General features: G+C 66.8%; 12 protein-coding genes. All 12 read right to left on the bottom strand.

Features of this window, described 5'->3' with window-relative positions:
• Positions 1-125 precede the first annotated feature (125 nt).
• The gene (locus ACSQ3M_RS24670) at positions 126-1,586 is read right to left on the bottom strand and encodes a polysaccharide pyruvyl transferase family protein (RefSeq protein WP_436152713.1); all 1,461 of its coding nucleotides are present in this window, start codon (positions 1,584-1,586) and stop codon (positions 126-128) included.
• On the bottom strand, positions 1,583-2,785 hold the full coding sequence (locus ACSQ3M_RS24665) for a hypothetical protein (RefSeq protein ID WP_436152712.1): 1,203 nt from the start codon (positions 2,783-2,785) through the stop codon (positions 1,583-1,585). Before ACSQ3M_RS24665 ends, ACSQ3M_RS24670 begins: the two co-directional genes overlap by 4 nt.
• The gene (locus tag ACSQ3M_RS24660; RefSeq protein ID WP_436152711.1) at positions 2,782-3,987 is read right to left on the bottom strand and encodes a polysaccharide pyruvyl transferase family protein; all 1,206 of its coding nucleotides are present in this window, start codon (positions 3,985-3,987) and stop codon (positions 2,782-2,784) included. The genes ACSQ3M_RS24665 and ACSQ3M_RS24660 overlap by 4 nt, the downstream gene beginning before the upstream one ends.
• A gap of 32 nt (positions 3,988-4,019) precedes the next feature.
• Entirely contained in the window at positions 4,020-5,324 is a 1,305-nt protein-coding gene (locus ACSQ3M_RS24655; RefSeq protein ID WP_436152710.1) for a glycosyltransferase family 4 protein, read from the bottom strand.
• A gap of 2 nt (positions 5,325-5,326) precedes the next feature.
• Positions 5,327-7,504: a glycosyltransferase family 2 protein gene (locus ACSQ3M_RS24650; RefSeq protein WP_436152709.1), complete on the bottom strand. Its 2,178-nt coding sequence runs from the start codon at positions 7,502-7,504 to the stop codon at positions 5,327-5,329.
• Positions 7,505-7,506: 2 nt separating this feature from the next.
• Complete coding sequence (locus ACSQ3M_RS24645; RefSeq protein ID WP_436152708.1) at positions 7,507-8,274, bottom strand: hypothetical protein; 768 nt, start codon at positions 8,272-8,274, stop codon at positions 7,507-7,509.
• A complete protein-coding gene (locus tag ACSQ3M_RS24640; RefSeq protein ID WP_436152707.1) occupies positions 8,271-9,524 on the bottom strand; it encodes a glycosyltransferase family 4 protein in 1,254 nt (417 codons plus the stop codon). Before ACSQ3M_RS24640 ends, ACSQ3M_RS24645 begins: the two co-directional genes overlap by 4 nt.
• Entirely contained in the window at positions 9,521-10,354 is an 834-nt protein-coding gene (locus ACSQ3M_RS24635; protein ID WP_436152706.1) for a class I SAM-dependent methyltransferase, read from the bottom strand. Before ACSQ3M_RS24635 ends, ACSQ3M_RS24640 begins: the two co-directional genes overlap by 4 nt.
• Positions 10,351-12,648: a glycosyltransferase gene (locus ACSQ3M_RS24630; protein ID WP_436152705.1), complete on the bottom strand. Its 2,298-nt coding sequence runs from the start codon at positions 12,646-12,648 to the stop codon at positions 10,351-10,353. Before ACSQ3M_RS24630 ends, ACSQ3M_RS24635 begins: the two co-directional genes overlap by 4 nt.
• A gap of 71 nt (positions 12,649-12,719) precedes the next feature.
• Positions 12,720-13,514 (bottom strand): calcium-binding protein, encoded by a 795-nt coding sequence (locus ACSQ3M_RS24625; protein ID WP_436152704.1) that lies wholly within the window; start codon positions 13,512-13,514, stop codon positions 12,720-12,722.
• Positions 13,515-13,827: 313 nt separating this feature from the next.
• Positions 13,828-15,183, bottom strand: coding sequence for an HlyD family type I secretion periplasmic adaptor subunit (locus ACSQ3M_RS24620; protein WP_436152703.1), 1,356 nt, complete (start codon positions 15,181-15,183; stop codon positions 13,828-13,830).
• Positions 15,180-16,922, bottom strand: a complete 1,743-nt coding sequence (locus ACSQ3M_RS24615; RefSeq protein ID WP_436152702.1) for a type I secretion system permease/ATPase — start codon at positions 16,920-16,922, stop codon at positions 15,180-15,182. The genes ACSQ3M_RS24620 and ACSQ3M_RS24615 overlap by 4 nt, the downstream gene beginning before the upstream one ends.
• Between the last annotated feature and the right edge of the window lie 233 nt (positions 16,923-17,155).

Below are 17,155 nucleotides of genomic sequence, written 5' to 3'. Positions count from 1 at the left end.
GTGCAAACCTCTCGGCTCGACGTTGCGGACTTTCAAAATCCTACGGGCTCGCCGGGCGCTGCTGACCCGGTGACCTCCGGGCGTTTCCTCCGACCGGCGCGATCTCTGCCGCGCCGGGTCTGACCTCACATGCGGTGGGGAATGCCGTTGTAGTCGAGGAAGCCGCGCATCCGGTCGTAGGAGGCGGCATAGCTCTTCGCGAGGTTGTTCAGCGCCGCCTCCTGATAGACGGCGCGCCAGCCGCCCTCGGCCAGTGCCGCCTCCGGCACGACCGGGATCTTCAGCGTCTCGGCCAGTTCCTGGCTGCGCGTGTCATAGGCGACGAGCACGCCGGGCACGCCCTGCGCGACCGCTGGAAGAACGCCATGGACGCGGTAACCGACGGCGAGATCGATCGAGCGGGCGAATTCGTCGTAACGCTCGACGTCGAAGAAGGAGAACAGCTGCTTCTCGTAGATGCGCCGCATCGCAGCGTCCTCCGGACCGTCCCACCACTTGGTCTTGACGAACTCCGCGACGGCCTTCTCCTTCGCCGCCGGATCGCGCAGGAAGAAGGCCTTTTCCTCCTGCTCGCCATGCGAGGACATCACCATCTCGCTCTGGCCGTCGACCTTGAGCAGCGCGGCCTTCTGGTTGCGCAGATAGGCGTCCGGGTCGGCGGTGTAGCTCTTGTCAGCCTCGCGGCGCAGGCTGAAGGCGACCTTGCGGATCTCGCGCTGGTCGGGAATGCGGATCTTGAGATCGCGATTGCGGGTCCGGAAGATCGACGGGCAGCCGACGACCTCGACATTCTTGATGCCGTTCTGGCGCAGCGTCTCGGCGCTGAAGGCGCCGCGCACGCCGATCGCGGCCGAGCGCTCGGCGACGATCGACCAGAAGCGCTTCGATGCCTCGGGCAGCTCGATCTTGCGATTCTGGCTTGCCTGCGCGCCGACGCCGATCGCGTAGACCGGCAGCTTCACCTTCTCCAGCACCTCGACGGCGCGGAACCACTCCATGTTCTCGTGGATGAAGTTCGAGCCGCGCACGAAGACGAAGTCGAATTCGCTGGCATAGCGCGCAATGTCGGCATCGGTCGGCGACATGATCTTCATCGGCTCCAGATGCGCATAACGCAGGAGCTTCAGCGTCGAATCGTAGACGATCATGTCGCCGATGTTGAAGTAGTCGCTGAGCAGCTTTTCCATCGGCGCGCGGTACCAGCGCACCTTGTCGTGCTCGTAGACCTCGCCGGCCGGATAGATCACCAGCGCACGCAATTTGGTCTCGGTCGCGATCGGACGCAGATTCGAACCCGGGGCGAGCGTGCCCGTGGCTGCATCGGCGATCGCGACCGAGTGGGGACGCCCATTGGGCAGACTTGGCAACGGGATGGTCAGTTCGGCGACATCAGCCTCAGCCGTGACGATCGCGCCGGGCTGGATGGTGGCGTATTCCTGCCCGTCGAGCATCAGCTTGAGCACCGGCCAGCTTCGGTCGGGCCGGCGCCCGATGGCGACGACGACCTCGCCGGTGGTGGCGCGCAGGATTTTGATGGCGTTCTCGGCCGAGACCACGGAGCCGAGATTGAGCACGGGCGCGTTCATGGCCCCTCCTTGACGAACTGAACTTTGAGGCGGACCAGGTCGCGGTCGGGGCCGAGCTTGCAGTCGGCGACCTTCATCTTGGTCATGAAGAGATAGGCCTCGTCACCGGTCGTCTCGAAATTGCGCGAGCGCGAGGCGGGATCGGCGAGGGCGCCATAGCCGTAGCGCAGCCGGTCGCTGCAGTTCTTGCTCCACATGGTCGGATGGACCATCAGCGTCTGCAGTGGCGACCAGCGGATGAGGTCGTCGGACCAGCTATAGGCGACACGGCCACCGGCGATGTTCTGGCTCGGGTCGGGGCCGAGATGGAAAATCGCGAGCCATTTCCCGCTGGCCTCGTGCCGGGTCAGCGATCCCACGGTGGTCGGCAGCGGCTTGAGCGTCTGGCAGGGCCGCGCCTGGCTCAGGTCGTCGCGATAGGGATCGACGGCGCGGATGGTGAAGTCCTGCCCGTCGAAGGCGCGCCAGGAGGTCGGATCCTTGATGTTGGTCGACCGGAACAGGCAGACGCCGTTCTTCTGGCCCTCGCCCCCGGTGGTCATGATCAGCGCATACCAGGCGCCGTCCTTCTGGACGATGTTGGAGGGGTTGAAGAAGCCGCGATGCCGGCCCTGGCCGACCTCCTGGGGAAAGCCGGGGGCCGCCACTAGCGGGCGCGGCTCGTCGGTCTTGAAGCTCAGGCCGCCATCGCTCGAATGGGCGGCGGTGACGACATTGTACCAGCAGCTCATCGCATCCTTGAAGCGGCAGGCGCCGGGATGCTTGTCGGCATGGTATTCGGCGTGCACCAGCGCCTCGACATTGCGGCCATCGCCGGTCCAGGTCGCGGCGATCCAGCTCTTGTCGCTGAACTGGCTGGGATCGGCGCTGCTCTTCGCCTCGAACGACACGGCGCAGCTCTTGCGGATCGCGCCGAGATTGCCGCCGATCAGCGGGCGGCTGCGATAGTGGCTGGCGAAGGCGACGACCTCGCCCTTGTTGTCACGGAAGGCGCGCAGCGGCGCGTCCGGCAGGTCCCACTCCTCGCAGCGCTCGCGCGCCCAGGACACGACCGTCTCTTCCTTCGCGTCGGGAGCGATCTCCAGCCGGTAGCCTGCGGCGGCCGGTGCGCCCGGCGCCTGCGCGAGGCCGGCGACAGGCGCGGCGATTGCCAGCAGCGCCGCCGGCAGCCAGGCGAGGGCGGTGCGCGCGCTCCTCATGCCACCTTCCTTTCCGGCTCGGGAGCCGGTGCGGCGGGCGAGGCAGCCGCAGCCGGCTTCACCATCTTGTGGTCGACCTTGTTCTCGCTGAGAAAGGCGCTCATCGCGCCGTAGACACGGGCATAGGCCGCATTGAAGCGGTCGAAGCGCGCCTGCTCCCAGTAGTCTTCGAGCCGGAAGTCCTTGCCGTCGAAGACGTCGACGCTCGGAATCTGGAAGGTCTCGGCGAACTCGACGGTGCGGCTGTCATAGGTGAAGTAGATCGACGGCGTACCATTGGAGAGCGCCATCAGATTGCCGTGCAGCCGGTAGCCGAGGACGAGATCGAGCTTGCGGACGAGCTGCTCGTACTCGGCGACGACGTCCGAATAGAACATCCGGTCGCGGTAAAGCCCTTCCATGCGCTCATCGAGATACCATTGGGTCGCCCAGCCGTTCTCGCGCAGGGCGGCCATGCCCTCCTGCTTCTGCTCGGGCGTGCCCAGCGCGAGCTTCTTCTCCTCGACCTCGCCCTGCGACATCAGCGTGACCTCGAAGCGCTCGGCCATCGCCTTCACCAGATCGCGGTGGAAGGTGAGGTAGCGCTTGATGTCCTTGGCGTAGTGCTTGGAGACCTCGCGGCGCAGCGTGACGCCGACCTGCTTCACGCTGTCGAGCGCCGGCAGGCGGATGGAAAGGTCGGGCCGGTTGTTGCGGAAGGCGGTCGGGCAACCGATGATCCGGGCGTTCTTGATGCCGAGCTCGTTCATCACCTCGGCCGAATAGGTGCCGCGCACGCCGACCGAGGCGGTCGAGTCCGAGATCAGCTTGAGGACGGTCTTGGTGTCCTCGCTGAGTTCGAGCTTGCCGCTGACCGGAGCCTGCGCGCCGATGCCGAAGGCGAGCACCGGCAGCTTCAGCCGGCGCAGCACCTCGGCGGTGCGGCTCCAGTTCATCCCGGCGTGCACATAGTTCGAGCCGCGCAGGAAGACGTAGTCGAACTCGGCGTTGAACCGGTCGATCTGCGCCTCGTTGATGCTGGTGATCGGCAATTCCTCGAGCTTCTCGAAGTTGAGCAGCTTCAGCGAGGAATCGAAGACGAAGGCGTCGCCGATATTGTGGTAGTGGTTGATATGGCTCTGAAGGTCGGCGTGCCTGTACCAGCGGACATTGTCGTGGTTGTAGACCTCGCCTGAGGGGCTGATCACGAGGATGCGGGCCATGGTTGCGTTCTCCCTTCTTGTATCCGCGCTGCTCACGCGATCATCGGCGCGGCGGCGCGATTGGCCGGAGCCGGCATGCCCCGTTCGGCGATCAGGCGCTGGTAGAGCGTCAGATGCTGGTCGGCGCAGTCGACATGGCTGAGCGGCTTCTTGATGCCTGCACGCAGGCGCTCCCATAGCCCGGGCTCGCTCAGCGCCCGGGTCATGCAGTCGACGAGATCCTCCGGGCTGCCGGAGCGGAAATGCAGCCCGTCGACCTCGTCGGTGATCTTCTCGGCCATGCCGCCGAGATTGCTGGAAAGGATCGGGCGGCCGTGGAAGAAGGCCTCCTGGATCACGATCGGCGAGTTCTCCCACCAGACCGAGGGCATCACCACCCAGTCGACCGAGCGCATCAGGTTCGGCATCTCGTGGTTCTGGAAGGCGCCGCAGAAGCGCACGCGCCTGCCGGCCGCCTCGACCAGGTCGGCGAATTTCTTCTTGTAGGCCTCGGGTTGCCTGTCGAGATTGCCGCCATAGACCATGAGCACGCTGTCCTCGCCCCAGACCGAGTCCGGGATGCGGGTGACGGCGTCGAGCAGCACGTCGGCGCCCTTATAGGGCGTGAGCTGGCCGAAATAGGCAAAGCGCGAACGCCGGCCGTTCGCTTCCGGCACCGGCCGCGGCGGTGCGACCTCGGCGACGTCGATGCCGTTCTCGATCACCGAGAAGCGCTCCGCGGCAAGCCCCCATTCCTGATAGCGCTCCGCCAGGAAGCGGCTCGGCGAGACGAAATGGTCGGCAAGGTTGAGGATGCCCTTGATGAAGGTCTCGCGGGCGAGGAAGCGCGCCGGCGAAATCTCCGGGAAGCAGGCGTTGCAGTCGCTCGGCGAGGCCCGGTAGCAGAGCTTGAAGGCGCCGGTCTTCACCATCTGGCCGTGGTGGTGGCAGATCGAGAGGTACTCGTGGAACGTCACCACGATCAATGCGTCTGGCAGTGTGTCGCGCACCGCGAACAGGCATTCCAGCCCGAGGCCGATGAAATGGTGAAAATGCACCACGTCGGGCTTGAGGTCGCGCAGCACGCGGACGAAATCGCGCTCGATCTCTTCGGTTGCGCGGTTCGAGAGCAGGAAGTGGTCGTACTCCTCGGCATAGTAGAGCAGTTCGCCGCCGCGCTGGCGCAGGCTCATCAGTGCCGTGCCGGCGTGGCGCGGCGTCGGCGCGCCGACACGAGCGAGATAGTGCGTGTCGAGCTCGGCCTTGGCCTGGAAGCCCTTGTGCAGGTTGTAGGAGGCGATCTCCGCGCCACCGAGCGAGAAGGAAGGGTGGCCGTGCGAGACGACGAGGATACGCATGCTCATCCTCTCATGTTGGAAATGGCCAGCGCCCAGCGCCGGTCGAAACTGGTGCGGTCGGCGAGGCTGATCAGCGCGCCGACATGGGGACGGATCTCGCCGTCCTCGACGACATAGATCTCGACCTCGGGCACCCAGAGCGACGGCACGCCGTTCATCCTGAGCTTCAGGCAGAGATCGAGACCCTTCTCGCCGGTGGTGAAGTAGCTGCGCGAGAAGCCGTCCACCTCGAGGAAGGCATTGCGCGACATCACGCAGCATTCGGTCGCGCCGGCAGCGACCTCCATCGGCCCGAGGCTGCCGATCGCATCGAGCGGATAGCCGACGAAACGGTTGTAGACCCGTCGTCCGGCGCCTTCGCCTTCGAGCCAGGCCCCGGCCCAGCGGATCGAATTGTCCTCGAACAGCAGGGTCGGGCTGGCAACGCAGTGGCCACCGCGGCCGCGATAGGCGCGCTCGAGGCGCCCGAGCCAGCCCGGCATCCGGATCTGGGCCGCGCCGGAGAGCAGCGCCACGGTCTGGAAGCGGCAGGCGCGGACGCCCGCTTCCAGCGCATCGCAGGTATCCTCGACGCCCTCGACCAGGACGAGCCGGACATGGAGCCCATAGAAGCGCGCCAGCCGGCGCGCCTCGGCGCCGAGCCGGTCGAAGCTTTCGCCGGGGGCGGCGACGACGATCGGCAGCGGCCTGATTTCCGGATCGATCGCGAGCAGTGCGAACAGGCTGGAGAGCTCGCGCTGGCGATGATCGAGGCCGATCACCAGGCCCATGGCAGCATCGGCGTTGAAGCGGCCGATGTCGTGCGTCTCGATGACCTTGGGCGGCGCGATCTCGGCGGCTTGCAGGGCAGGCGCGATCTGCTTTTCGACGACGGCTGTCGCGGTTGACGAGCGCGGGTCGAGCAGGCCGAAGACCCGCTCCAGCGCACGCCGCGCCGGGTTGCGGCCGGGTGCGAGCGGCAGGAAGGCGGGGCCGTGGCCCTCGACCTCGAATTCGAGATAGAGCGGTTGCCCCGGTTCCGGCAGCAGCTTGGGCGCGAAGACGATGAAGCCATGGCTGTTGCGCCGGCTCGCCATGGCCGGTCCGAAGCGCGGATCCTCGGCGAAGGCGGCGGTGACGTCGGGCCGCACGGCACGTGTCCAGGTCTTGTCGATGGTGCAGGACTGCGTGCCGCTGCGCAGCACGACGTCGCCGGTGAGGCGGTCGGGATCGAACAGCCAGCCGATGATGAGGACGCCGGTGCCCTCGACGATGGTGGCGTCGTCGATGCCGGCCCGCACCGGCTGATCGAGGAAGGAGATGGTGTCGCGGCCATCGAAGCGCTGCGAAGCCTGCTTGAGCTTCTCGGTCGTGGCAGCAGGCGCGGTGCCGCGCTGCAGCCCGTCGCGCAGATGGCCCGGAACGGTGATCTGCTCGAGCACGACATGGCGCTCATAGACTTCGAGTGCGCGCCAGCCGTCAGTGGCCCGGAAGAACAGCCGCTCGATCTCGCTGGGATGGCGGACGGCGCATTCTTCCAGCAGGCCGAAGAAGCCACGCGCGCCCTCGCCGAGGTCGTCGCGCTCGAAGGTTCCTGCTTCCAGCACGGCCGGCGAGAGCCCCCCATGCGCAACCAGCAGCTTGGTCCGCCCGGCGGCGAAATTCGCGGTCCAGCCCTGCACGAAGATGCCGTCGTCGAGCGGCCCCATGACCTCGACGAAGCCGCCGGGCTTGGCGACCGATTGCAGGAGCATGCCGACGGCGCGCAGGCGCCGCGGGTTCGACTTGCCGGCGAGCAGCACTTCCAGCAGCCCGTCGACCACGGTCGGGAAGGCCTGGCCGGCCTCGTCCGCGAGTGCGGCGAGGAAGGCCTGCAGCGGCATCGGCTTTGGTGCCAGGATCAGCCGCAAGGGTCGGCCGGGCCGGCCGAGCAGGATCGCGCCGGAACCGCGGTCCGGTGAGGGGGCGGGCGCAAGGCAGAGGAAGCCGACGGCCTGCGCGGGCTCAGCCTGCGGCCGGCGCCAGGTCAGCGCCATCGTCTCGACCTTGTTGCGCGGATTGCCGTCGACCGCGACCGGCACCTTGCCGGGGATCGCGTCGCAGGCGCTCATGATCAGGATCGCGTTCTCGCCGAGCGGCGTCCAGGCGACCGTCGGCGCCGGGCTGACCCTGGTCCGTTCGGGGATGATGACCTCGTTCATGCTCACCTGCCCATCAGTGTGACGGTGAGCGTGACGAAGGAGAGCAGCGCCGCGAGGCCCGCGAGGAAGCCGAGCACCACGGTGACCTGCCGCAACGGCGCCTTCGCTTCCTTGCGGATAGCGACCAGCCGATCGTCGAAGGCCCGCAGCGTCTGGTCGAAGCGCATCTGGAAGACGTCGAGCTCGGCGAGTCGCGCCGCGATCGCGCCGTTGCCTTCGATCTCCTCCGATTGCTTGGTCTCGGCCTCGCGCTGACGATGCTCCGCCAGCTGCACGCCGAGCTCGCCGACCTTGTCGAGCAACTCCTTCTGGGTCAGCTGCGAGCGCCGCTGCAAGGCGATCAGCGCCTCGACGCGATCGAAGAACCGGGCCAGCGGCACGGCGATCGCCGCCTCCGCCGCGAGTTCGGCCGGTGGCGGCAGGCGCAGTTCGAGCTCGGCGCCGGTACTTGGCGAGACACCGACGATGGTCAGCGCATCACGCGCCGCCGCGGTCCTGTCGTCGAGTTCCATGGCGAAGGCATGCCTGCCGTCGCCGATGCCGTTGCGGCGCAGGTCGATGCGGCTCTGGTCGGCGACCGCCTCCTGCACCTTGAGGCCGTGGCGCATCAGGCGCACGGTCAGCCGCTCCTCAGGACGCGTCTCGTCCCAGATCCAGCCATGCAGCCGGTTGCCGTCGAGCGCATCGACGCGCCCGTTGAGCCGGGCCGGGATGATGCTCGCTTCGGTCACGGTCCCATCCGGACTGTGCATCGTCGTCATGCTGGTCATGCCGCCTCCGCCAGTTTGAGTTGATCGAACAGGGCAAGGTGCGCCTGCGCGCAGTCGTCCATGCCTGGTTGGGGCGCGATGCCCTCGCTTAGGCGGCGCCAGAGCCCGTCCTCGCTCGCGGCGCGCGCCATTATCTGCGCGAGATGGCGGGGATCGCCGGGACGGGCATGCAGTCCGTCGACGCCATCGCGCACCATCTCGGCCATGCCGCCGATATTGCTGGCGATCACCGGCCGCCGGTGCTGAAAGGCTTCCTGGATGACGAGAGGGGCGTTCTCGTACCAGATCGACGGCATCACCACCCAGTCGATCTCGGCCATCAACGCCGGCATCTCGTCGCGGCGATAGGGGCCGCAATGGATGACTTCTGCGCCAGCCTCTGCCAGCGCCTTGTTCAGGGCGGAGGTGAAGCTTTCACTTTGAAATGGCGCGCCGCCATGGATGCGCAGCTCGAACCCGTCCACTCCCTGCTCACGCAGGAGCCTGGCGGCCTGAAGGAGGGGCAGCACGCCCTTCCATGGGTTGAGGTTGCCGAAATAACCGAAGCGATTGCGGGCGCCATGGGTGTGCCGGTGCGGCACCGGGACCTGTCCTGGCCTTGCATTGGCGACGACCTCGATCTTCTCGCCCGACAGGCCCCAGTCGATGTAGCGCTGGCGCAGGAAACGGCTCGGCGCGACGAAGCGATCGACGGCGGCAAGATGCGTCTTGAGGAAGCGCTCGCGCAGCAGGAAGCGGTCCGGCCCGATCTCGGGGAAGCAGCCATGGCATTTGCCGGGCGTGGCGCCGGTGCAGCGCTGCTTGTCGCTCGCCCGCACCATCAGCCCGTCATGGTGGCAGATCGAATAGTAGTCGTGCAGCGTCATCACGATCGACGCCTGTGGCAGCAACCGCCGCGCCAGCGCCAGGAACTCGGCGCCGATCAGCACGAGATGGTGGACGTGGATCACGTCCGGCCGGAATTCGGTCAGCAGCGAACCGAGATCCTGCAAAGTGCCGTAATGGTCGATCTGGCTGAGATGGAAGCGGTCGAAATGGCCGCTCCACAACAGCAGGTCGCCATCCGCTCCGGTCGCCTGGAAGGCGGTACCGGGATGCGGCTGGCGATGGATCGCATTGGTCGCGCCGAGGAAGAGCACCTCGCAGCCCTCGGCGCGGTAGGCCTTCGCCAAATCGTGGGCGAAGATCTCGGTGCCGCCGGGATGCAAATCCGGATGATTATGGGCGACGACGAGGATGCGCCGGCTCATCGGCGGACTCCCGGTTTCACCGCGACCAGCAGGTCCTGGTAGTGGGCCGCGCTCTGGCCGCGCCAATGGCCGGGGTCGAGCCGTTCGACGGCAAGGCCGGCCTGCGTCGCGTGTTCGAGCAGGAAGCCGGCATCGATCCCGGCGGCCGCCAGCGGCGCCTCCTCGATCGCATACCAGCCGGGGCCCTCGCCCCAGCGCCGGAACTTCAGCCGCTCCTGGCCGGTCGCCTGCCCGTCGAGGGCGAAGGCGGTCAGGAACAGCCTTCCGCCCGGTGCGAGCAGGCGCGCCGCCTCGTGCAGGTAGACCACGAGCTCGTCCGGCGGCAGATGCGTCGCCACCGAGGTCATGGCGATGAAGTCGAAGCTCTGGTTGGCGAAACCGAAGCGCACTTCGTTGCCCGGTAGCGAACCCTGCGGATTGTAGAGCGGATGGGCGATGTCGAGGCGCTGGAAACGGAAGCGCGGATAGGCCGGCGTGATTGTCTGGGCGCACCAGAGGATGCCGTCCATGACGGGATCCATCCCGTCATAGCTGCCGCGCTCGGGGTCGAGATATTGCGTCAGCGGCACTGCCATGCGGCCGATGCCGCAGCCGATGTCGAAGACGCGCTCATCTGGCTTCAGCCGCCCGATCCGGACGAAATGGCCGAGGAACTCGGCGCCGATGGCGCGATAGTCGCCGTCGCCGACGAAGATCGAATCCAGCGGTGGGTGCGGCAGGAAACGGTTCGTCTGGACATGGGCCATCAGCCAGGCGAGCTCGGGGGTCGCTGGCCCGATCGCGGGAGCCGGTTCCGGCGTGGTCTGTTGCAAGGCCAGGGTCGCCGTCATGCCGCTGTCGCCCTCCTGAGGTTGGCGCGGGAGAGGAGAAATTCAGGGTCCGAACGAAAGTCCGACGCCGGCACGGGCTGTTGCGGCGCGGGTGTGTCGACCGCCGCCATCAGTGCCTCGATCTGGCCGTCCCAGCGCTTCGTCTGGAGCCAGGAATTATGCTGCGAGGCGACGCCGCGGGTGTAGTCGAGGCTCTTCGAGATCGACTGGCGCTCGAGATGATAGAGCGAGACGCTCGGGACGTAGACGATGCCGAGCCCGGCCCGGGCGATCTTGAGGCAGAGGTCGCTGTCCTCGTAGTCGCCGATGACATAGCTGTCGTCGAAGCCACCGACCTCCATGAACAGCGCTCGGGACAGGACGATGCAGGCGCCGGTGACGCCGGGGACCGGGCGCTCGACATTGGCCGGCCCGTAATGGCTCGGCATGCCCTTGAAGTAATGATGGTTGAGCCAGGTGCCTTTGCTATCGCGCTTGAAGTAGAGCCCGGCATGCTGCAGCGAGCCGTCATCGTAGAGCAGCTTGGGACCGACCGCGCCGATACGCTTGTGCCGGTCGAGCCGCTGGACCAATGCGGGCAGCCAGCCTTCGCTGTCCGGGATCACGTCCGAGTTGACGAGGGCCAGCACCGGCCCGCGCGAGGCGGCCGCGCCGGCATTGCAGGCGGCGGAGAAACCGCCATTGCGGCCCATCACGACGAGCTGCATCGGCAGGCCATAGGCGAGGAAGAGCCCGCCGAGGAGATGGGAGACCTCGGCCTCGTGCTCGGGCGAGTCGAGCACGTAGATCAGCTCGGCCTTCTCGCCGAACCAGCGATCGGCCGCGAAGGCGGCGACCTGCACGCGCAGGAACTCGTAGACGCGATAGAGCGGGATCACGACCGAGACCGTCGGATTGGCCGGCGCCTTGCCAAAGCTTCTGACCTGCGGCTCCGGCAGGCTTTCGCGCAGCGTCTTTTGGCATTCTGCCAGCACCGGCGCGATCGTCCGCTCCAGCATCTGCGCGCTGAGATGCTGCGGCGGGATCGCCGCCAAGGCGCGGGCGCGGATGGCGACGGCGTCGGCCGGCTGCACGGCGGGGCGCAGCGACAGGACGGTGCCGGATTTCAGCCTGAGCTCGACCCGCGGCTGCAGCACAGGTGCGCCCGAAGCGTAGCCGGGGACCAGCGCCGCGAAGCCGGTGGCGCGCTTCACGTCGCCGTTGGAGCCGGCCGGCAGCAGAGCTGGGAAACCTTCCAGCCGATCGAGTATCGGTGTCGGCTCGCCTTCGGCGCGGTGCAACAGCACCTCGTCGAGTACGCCCTCGGCATCGCGATACCAGCCGCCGAGCAGCAAACCGGCCGGGGTCGTGATGGCAAGGTCGAGTTCGGCCGAGGGGACGTCGTCATTGCGCCGCACGGTTTGCACTGCGAGCGGCAGCCGACGCTGCATCTCGATCGCCAGCAGGCGGCCCTGCTCGGAGAGACCGCTGAGCTGCTCGACGAGCCAGCTGCGCAGGCCGTCGCGCTGGCTGGCCTTGCCCGCCCACCAGCGTCCCAGCGAAGGAATGTCCTGCCGCGGCGTGACCGCGCGCACGATCAGGCCGGACTCGGCCTGCAGGACCAGCAGGCCACCTGCCTGCGGCGGAAATTCATCGATTATCAGGTGCAAGGGGCGGTTGCCGGCACGATCCGGACGCCCGAGCCGCGGCCGGGCGGAGAGGCGCGAAAGCCCGCCTGAATCGAGCCTGTAGGCAGTGCGCACGCCGGAGAGGCGGCCGGGAACTGCCGATTCCAGCAGGATCTTGCCTTCGACGAGCTTGGCGACAGGTGTCGCCGTGCCCGGCTTGCGGGCGAGGATCAGCAGGAACTGGCGCAGGAAGCCGAGATAGCTCGCGCTCTCGCTGAGGCCGAACAGGCTGGGCCAATGGCCGATCAGGGCGTTGGCGAGTGTGCGTCGCGCATCCGGCGTGGCGTCCCGGACAAGCTCGTCCGCATCGGCCATGCCATGGACGAGGTCTGGGTCGAACCGAGCCGTGATATCGCCGTCCGGGCTGTCGTCCGACAAGGTCGCTATAACGTCGCCGGTGCCGGCATGGCGAAAGACGACGACGACGCGCATGCGGCCGTCGCCGAGGGCGAGCGCGATCGAGCCGGAGGCAAGGCGCTTCTCGTGCGCCGTCAGCGCAATACGCGGACGGGAGAGCACGGGCGCTTCGATGGTCCAGCTCAGCAGGAAGACCGAGCCGCTCAGCCGGGACAGATGCAGCTGCGGGCTCAGGCCGTCCGCGACCGGCGCAGGTGCGAGAGAGAGCATGGGTACCATGTTCCGAAAAGGGCAGGGATGCGGCGCCGGCCAGAGAGAACTCCGGCCGGCGCCGCGCTGCGTCAGGCGACCGCGAAGTAGGAGTTCGGATCGGCCTGGATGTCTTCGGCGGTGACGCCGACGATCGTCACGGTGTCGCCGTTGCCGAGGTCGATGACGGCGTTGCCGCCGACCGTGGTGGCGCGTGCCGCCACGTCCTCGGCCGAGCCGATATCGGTGCCGTTGATGCCCGACGCGACCTGCAGCAGATCGTGGCCGGCGTCGAAGTCGAGCACGACATCGTTGCCGCCGCCGCCATTGAAGACGAAGACGTCATCGCCGGCGCCGCCGGAGAGGATGTCGTCGCCCGCACCGGCGAAGAGCAGATCGTCGCCCGCGCCGCCCTGGATGAGGTCGTTGCCGGCGCCGCCCTCGAGCACGTCGGCTCCGGCGCCACCCTGCAGGATGTCGTTGCCTTCGCCGCCGAGCAGGATGTCGTCACCCGGCCCGCCCTGGAGCAGATCGTCGCCGTCGCCACCGCGCAGCACGTCGTCACCGGCATTGCCGCGCAGGATGTCGTTGCCCGCTCCGCCTTCGAGGACGTCGTCGCCCTCGCCGCCGAAGAGGTTGTCGTTGCCGTCGCCGCCGGCGACGATGTCGTCACCCTGGCCGCCGAAGAGCGAATCGTCGCCTTCGCCGCCAGAGAGGAAATCGTTGCCGCCGTCGCCGTAGATCAGGTCGTCACCTTCCTCGCCGAAGAGCGAGTCGACCTGGGCGCCGCCTTTGACGATGTCGTCGCCGGCGCCCGCGAGAATCACGTCGCTGAAACGTGTCCCTATCAAGAAATCATCGAATGCACTGCCTTCGATCGTGGCCATTGTCACCTCCTGGGTGATCAGAGAGCACCTCCAGATTTGCGGAATTCGTTTCCCGCATTCTCTGGATCACGGTGCGGTTCTGACGGCGAACCCAAAGGACGCCATCGTCGACAAGCGAGAGAGTAGCCAAGATATTCTTCTTATCAAGCAATCTATTATGACTTTTTTGCGATGCAGCAAAGTTACTATCTATTTATATATTGTTGAAACAAGGATTATTGCCTGAAGTTGCTACGAAATTCGAAGTGTTTATTCTGCAATAATCGTTGCAGCTTTCGCTGCATCGTTCATCGGGCGGGGACGACCGGCGAGCTCAATCCTCCCTGAAGGCGCGGTTGAAGCTGTCCCTGAGCGGCGAGAGCAGGTAATCGGCCGCAAAACGCCGACCGTTGACGATCAGCACCTCGGCAGCCATGCCGGCGTGCAGCGTCACCTTGTTCTCGCGCAGGCTCTCCGGCGTGATCTCGGCGCGGACCACGAAGAAGGCGATGCCGGTCTTCTCATCGACCAGCTGGTCGGCTGCGACATAGCTGACCTTCGCCTGAAGCGGGGGCAGGAGCCGCGCATTGAAGGCGGTCAGCCTGACCTGCGTGTCGGCGCCGACACGCACAGAATCGATATCGCGCGGGTCGACCTTGGCTTCGACGATCAGCGGCTCCTGCTCGGGCACGATGTCGAGGATCGCCTCGCCCGCGGCGACGGCGCTGCCGGCAGTGCGCATCCGGATATTGGCGACGATGCCTTCCTGCGGCGAAATCAGCACGAGCCGGCGCAGCACGTCCTGCGCCTGGACGATGCGCTCGACCACCTCGGAGAGCTGGAGCTGGCTGTCCTGCAGATCCTTGGCGATCTCGCTCTGACGTTCGAGGCTGATCGACTTGATCTCGAGCTCCGCCCCGGCGACGGCCTGTCCGGCCTTGGCCATGCGGGCCTTCATCTCGCCGGCGCGCCCGGTAAGCTCACTCTGCCTGGTCTGCAGCTCGACGAGCTGGGAGCGCTTGGCGTAGCGCTTCTCGTAGAGGTCCGCGATCGTCTTCACTTCCTCGTCGATCAGCGTGCGCTGGTTGCGCACGGCGTCGATCTGCGCCTGCAGCGCCTCGGCCTCGGCCTGATGCTGCTCGATCACCCGCTGCTGGATGCGGATCTTGCCGTCATAGACCTGGGTGCGGGCGCGGAAGAGCACGCGTTCGGCCGTGATCACCTCCCGTGCGATCGGCGTCAGCGCCTTCGCGATATCGTCGGGGAAATCGATCGCGGTCGTCTCGTTCTGTTCTGCCCGCAGCCGGGCGAGCCGAGCTTCGAGGCCGACGCGCTTGGCCTGGAGCTGCTGCAGCTCGGCGCGGGCGCGGGCATCTTCCAGCTTGAGCAGGGGCTCGTCCTTGGCGACGCGCTCGCCCTCGGCCTTGAGCAGGGTCTTAAGGATGCCGCCTTCGAGATGGCTCACCGTCTTGCGCCGGCTGTCGACGATGACGGTTCCCTGTGCGACGGCGGCGTTGTCGAGCCGGGCCGTCACCGCCCAGGCGCCGAAGCCGCCGAAGCCGATCGCCACCGCGGCGACGCCGGCGAGGACGAGATTGCGCAGCGAGGGCATGCGCTCCTCGGGCTCCGCCTCGATCTTCAATGGGACGAGCGCACGGTCGGGTCGGCGCAGCATCGGGAGCTCGTTCATGCGCTCACCTCGCGGGGGGTAGATGTTTGCTTGGCCGGGTCGAGCTCGACGATGCCGCCGGGCGTGATCATGCCGGCGATGGCCGAGCGCGGGCCGAATTGGGCGACGCGGCCCTCGCGCAGCACCAGGATCTTGTCGACGACCTGCATCACCGACGGCCGATGCGCGATCAGGACGACGATGGCACCGCTCTCGCGGGCGGCGTTGATGGCCCGGATCAGGCTCTGCTCACCCTCGGCGTCGAGGTTGGCATTGGGCTCATCGAGCACAATGAGGCGCGGCATGCCGTAGAGCGCCCGCGCCAGGCCGATGCGCTGGCGCTGGCCGCCCGACAGCTTGAAGTCACCGTCGGCGACATTGGTGTCGTAGCCGAGCGGCAGCCGGCCGATCAGCTCGTGCACGCCGGCGATGCGGGCGGCCTCGAGGATGGCGTGCGGATCGGGCTTCCGCATCCGGGCGATGTTCTCGGCGATGGTGCCGTCCAGCAGCGAGACCGATTGCGGGAGATAGCCGACCATGTCGCCGAAGGAGCCGCGCTCCCACAGATAGGTGTTGTGGCCGTCGAGATAGACACCGCCGACATTCGGCCTGAGCACGCCGACGAGCAGGCGGGCCAGCGTCGATTTGCCGGCTCCGGACGGCCCGACCAGGCCGAGCACCTCGCCCGGCTGGAGCGTGAAGGAGACGCCCTTGATCACGGTCTGCTCGGCGCCCTTGGGGGCGTAGACCAGCCGATCGATGACCAGATCGCCTTCCGTCGCCGGGGTCGGGACACTCTGGCGCTGCGAACTCTGCGACTGCAGGAGGTCACGCACGCGCTTCCAGGCCGCGGCGGCGAGGACCCATTGCCGCCAGTCGGAGATCATCGAATCGAATGGAGCGAGCAGCCGGCCGAGCAGGATGCTGGCCGCCATCAGCGTCCCGATCGTGACCTCATGCTTGATGATCAGCACTGCGCCGGTCGCATAGATGGCGAGCTGCATGGTCATGCGGCTGGAGCGGGTCAGGGCTGCGATGAACTTGCCGCGGCGCGTGCCGAGATCGAGATGCTCCAGCATCGCGACCTGCTTGGCGCGCCAGCGGCTGGACAGCGCCGGCAGCATGCCCATCGCCTCGATCGTCTCGGCATGGCGCAGGCTCGCGCTGATCTCGTTGATCGAGGCGACGCCTTCCTCGTTGGCGTCCTTCAACGCGCGCCGGGTCAGCATGTCGGAGAGGACGCCGAGCAGCAGCAGGATCAGGAGCGAGGCCAGCCCGACCAGCCCGTAGACCCAGTGGAAGGCGAAGAGCACGGCGAGGAAGATCGGCGACCACATCGCCTCCAGCGGCGTCGCGATCGCCGAACTCGCGATGAAATAGCGAATCTCGTTGAGGTCGCGGATTGCCTGCGTTGCCTGACCGGAGCCCTTCTCCAACGAGGTCGAGACGGCGGCCTGCATTGCCGGCAGGTTGAGCCGCCGCGCGAAGATGCTCGCCATTGTCTGGAAGGTCAGCGAGCGGATGAATTCGACCGCGCCATAGAGCGCGAGCCCTCCGACCGCGATGACGAGCAGCATGGTCAAAGTGTCGAAGCTGCGGCTGACGATGACGCGATCCTGAACCTGCAGCATGAACAGCGGCACGGTCAGCAGCAGGATGTTGACGCAGAAGCTGAGGAAGCCGGCATAGGCCAGCCCGCCGGCAAAACCGCGCTGCAGACCTCGAATCAATGCGTCGGCAGGTTGGGTGGCAACCTTCATGCAGGTCTCCGAATGGGGGCGGCCATCAGCGGGCGCCGCATGCGCCAAAGCGGATGATAACGGATTATGAGCGTTGTCTAAAGCGTCTCACATAAGTCGTGTCCATATTATGACAGATGATGCCTTGCGAAATATAGACAATTGCTAAGAATATGGCGGAACCGTGCTTTATTTCAAATTTTGAAACAGTTCATGACTATGTATGGATCGATAAAAGCTTAAATTCATTCCGT

The sequence above is a fragment of the Allobosea sp. LjRoot90 genome (assembly GCF_964254315.1).
Classification (GTDB): Bacteria; Pseudomonadota; Alphaproteobacteria; order Rhizobiales; family Beijerinckiaceae; genus Allobosea.
This window is presented reverse-complemented; position numbering and strand designations above follow the sequence as displayed.

Bases quoted from the DNA above. Each gene is read 5' to 3' on its own strand.
- ACSQ3M_RS24670 (WP_436152713.1), bottom strand. From the start codon at position 1,586: ATGAACGCGCCCGTGCTCAATCTCGGCTCCGTGGTCTCGGCCGAGAAC.
- ACSQ3M_RS24665 (WP_436152712.1), bottom strand. From the start codon at position 2,785: ATGAGGAGCGCGCGCACCGCCCTCGCCTGGCTGCCGGCGGCGCTGCTG.
- ACSQ3M_RS24660 (WP_436152711.1), bottom strand. From the start codon at position 3,987: ATGGCCCGCATCCTCGTGATCAGCCCCTCAGGCGAGGTCTACAACCAC.
- ACSQ3M_RS24655 (WP_436152710.1), bottom strand. From the start codon at position 5,324: ATGCGTATCCTCGTCGTCTCGCACGGCCACCCTTCCTTCTCGCTCGGT.
- ACSQ3M_RS24650 (WP_436152709.1), bottom strand. From the start codon at position 7,504: ATGAACGAGGTCATCATCCCCGAACGGACCAGGGTCAGCCCGGCGCCG.
- ACSQ3M_RS24645 (WP_436152708.1), bottom strand. From the start codon at position 8,274: ATGACCAGCATGACGACGATGCACAGTCCGGATGGGACCGTGACCGAA.
- ACSQ3M_RS24640 (WP_436152707.1), bottom strand. From the start codon at position 9,524: ATGAGCCGGCGCATCCTCGTCGTCGCCCATAATCATCCGGATTTGCAT.
- ACSQ3M_RS24635 (WP_436152706.1), bottom strand. From the start codon at position 10,354: ATGACGGCGACCCTGGCCTTGCAACAGACCACGCCGGAACCGGCTCCC.
- ACSQ3M_RS24630 (WP_436152705.1), bottom strand. From the start codon at position 12,648: ATGCTCTCTCTCGCACCTGCGCCGGTCGCGGACGGCCTGAGCCCGCAG.
- ACSQ3M_RS24625 (WP_436152704.1), bottom strand. From the start codon at position 13,514: ATGGCCACGATCGAAGGCAGTGCATTCGATGATTTCTTGATAGGGACA.
- ACSQ3M_RS24620 (WP_436152703.1), bottom strand. From the start codon at position 15,183: ATGAACGAGCTCCCGATGCTGCGCCGACCCGACCGTGCGCTCGTCCCA.
- ACSQ3M_RS24615 (WP_436152702.1), bottom strand. From the start codon at position 16,922: ATGAAGGTTGCCACCCAACCTGCCGACGCATTGATTCGAGGTCTGCAG.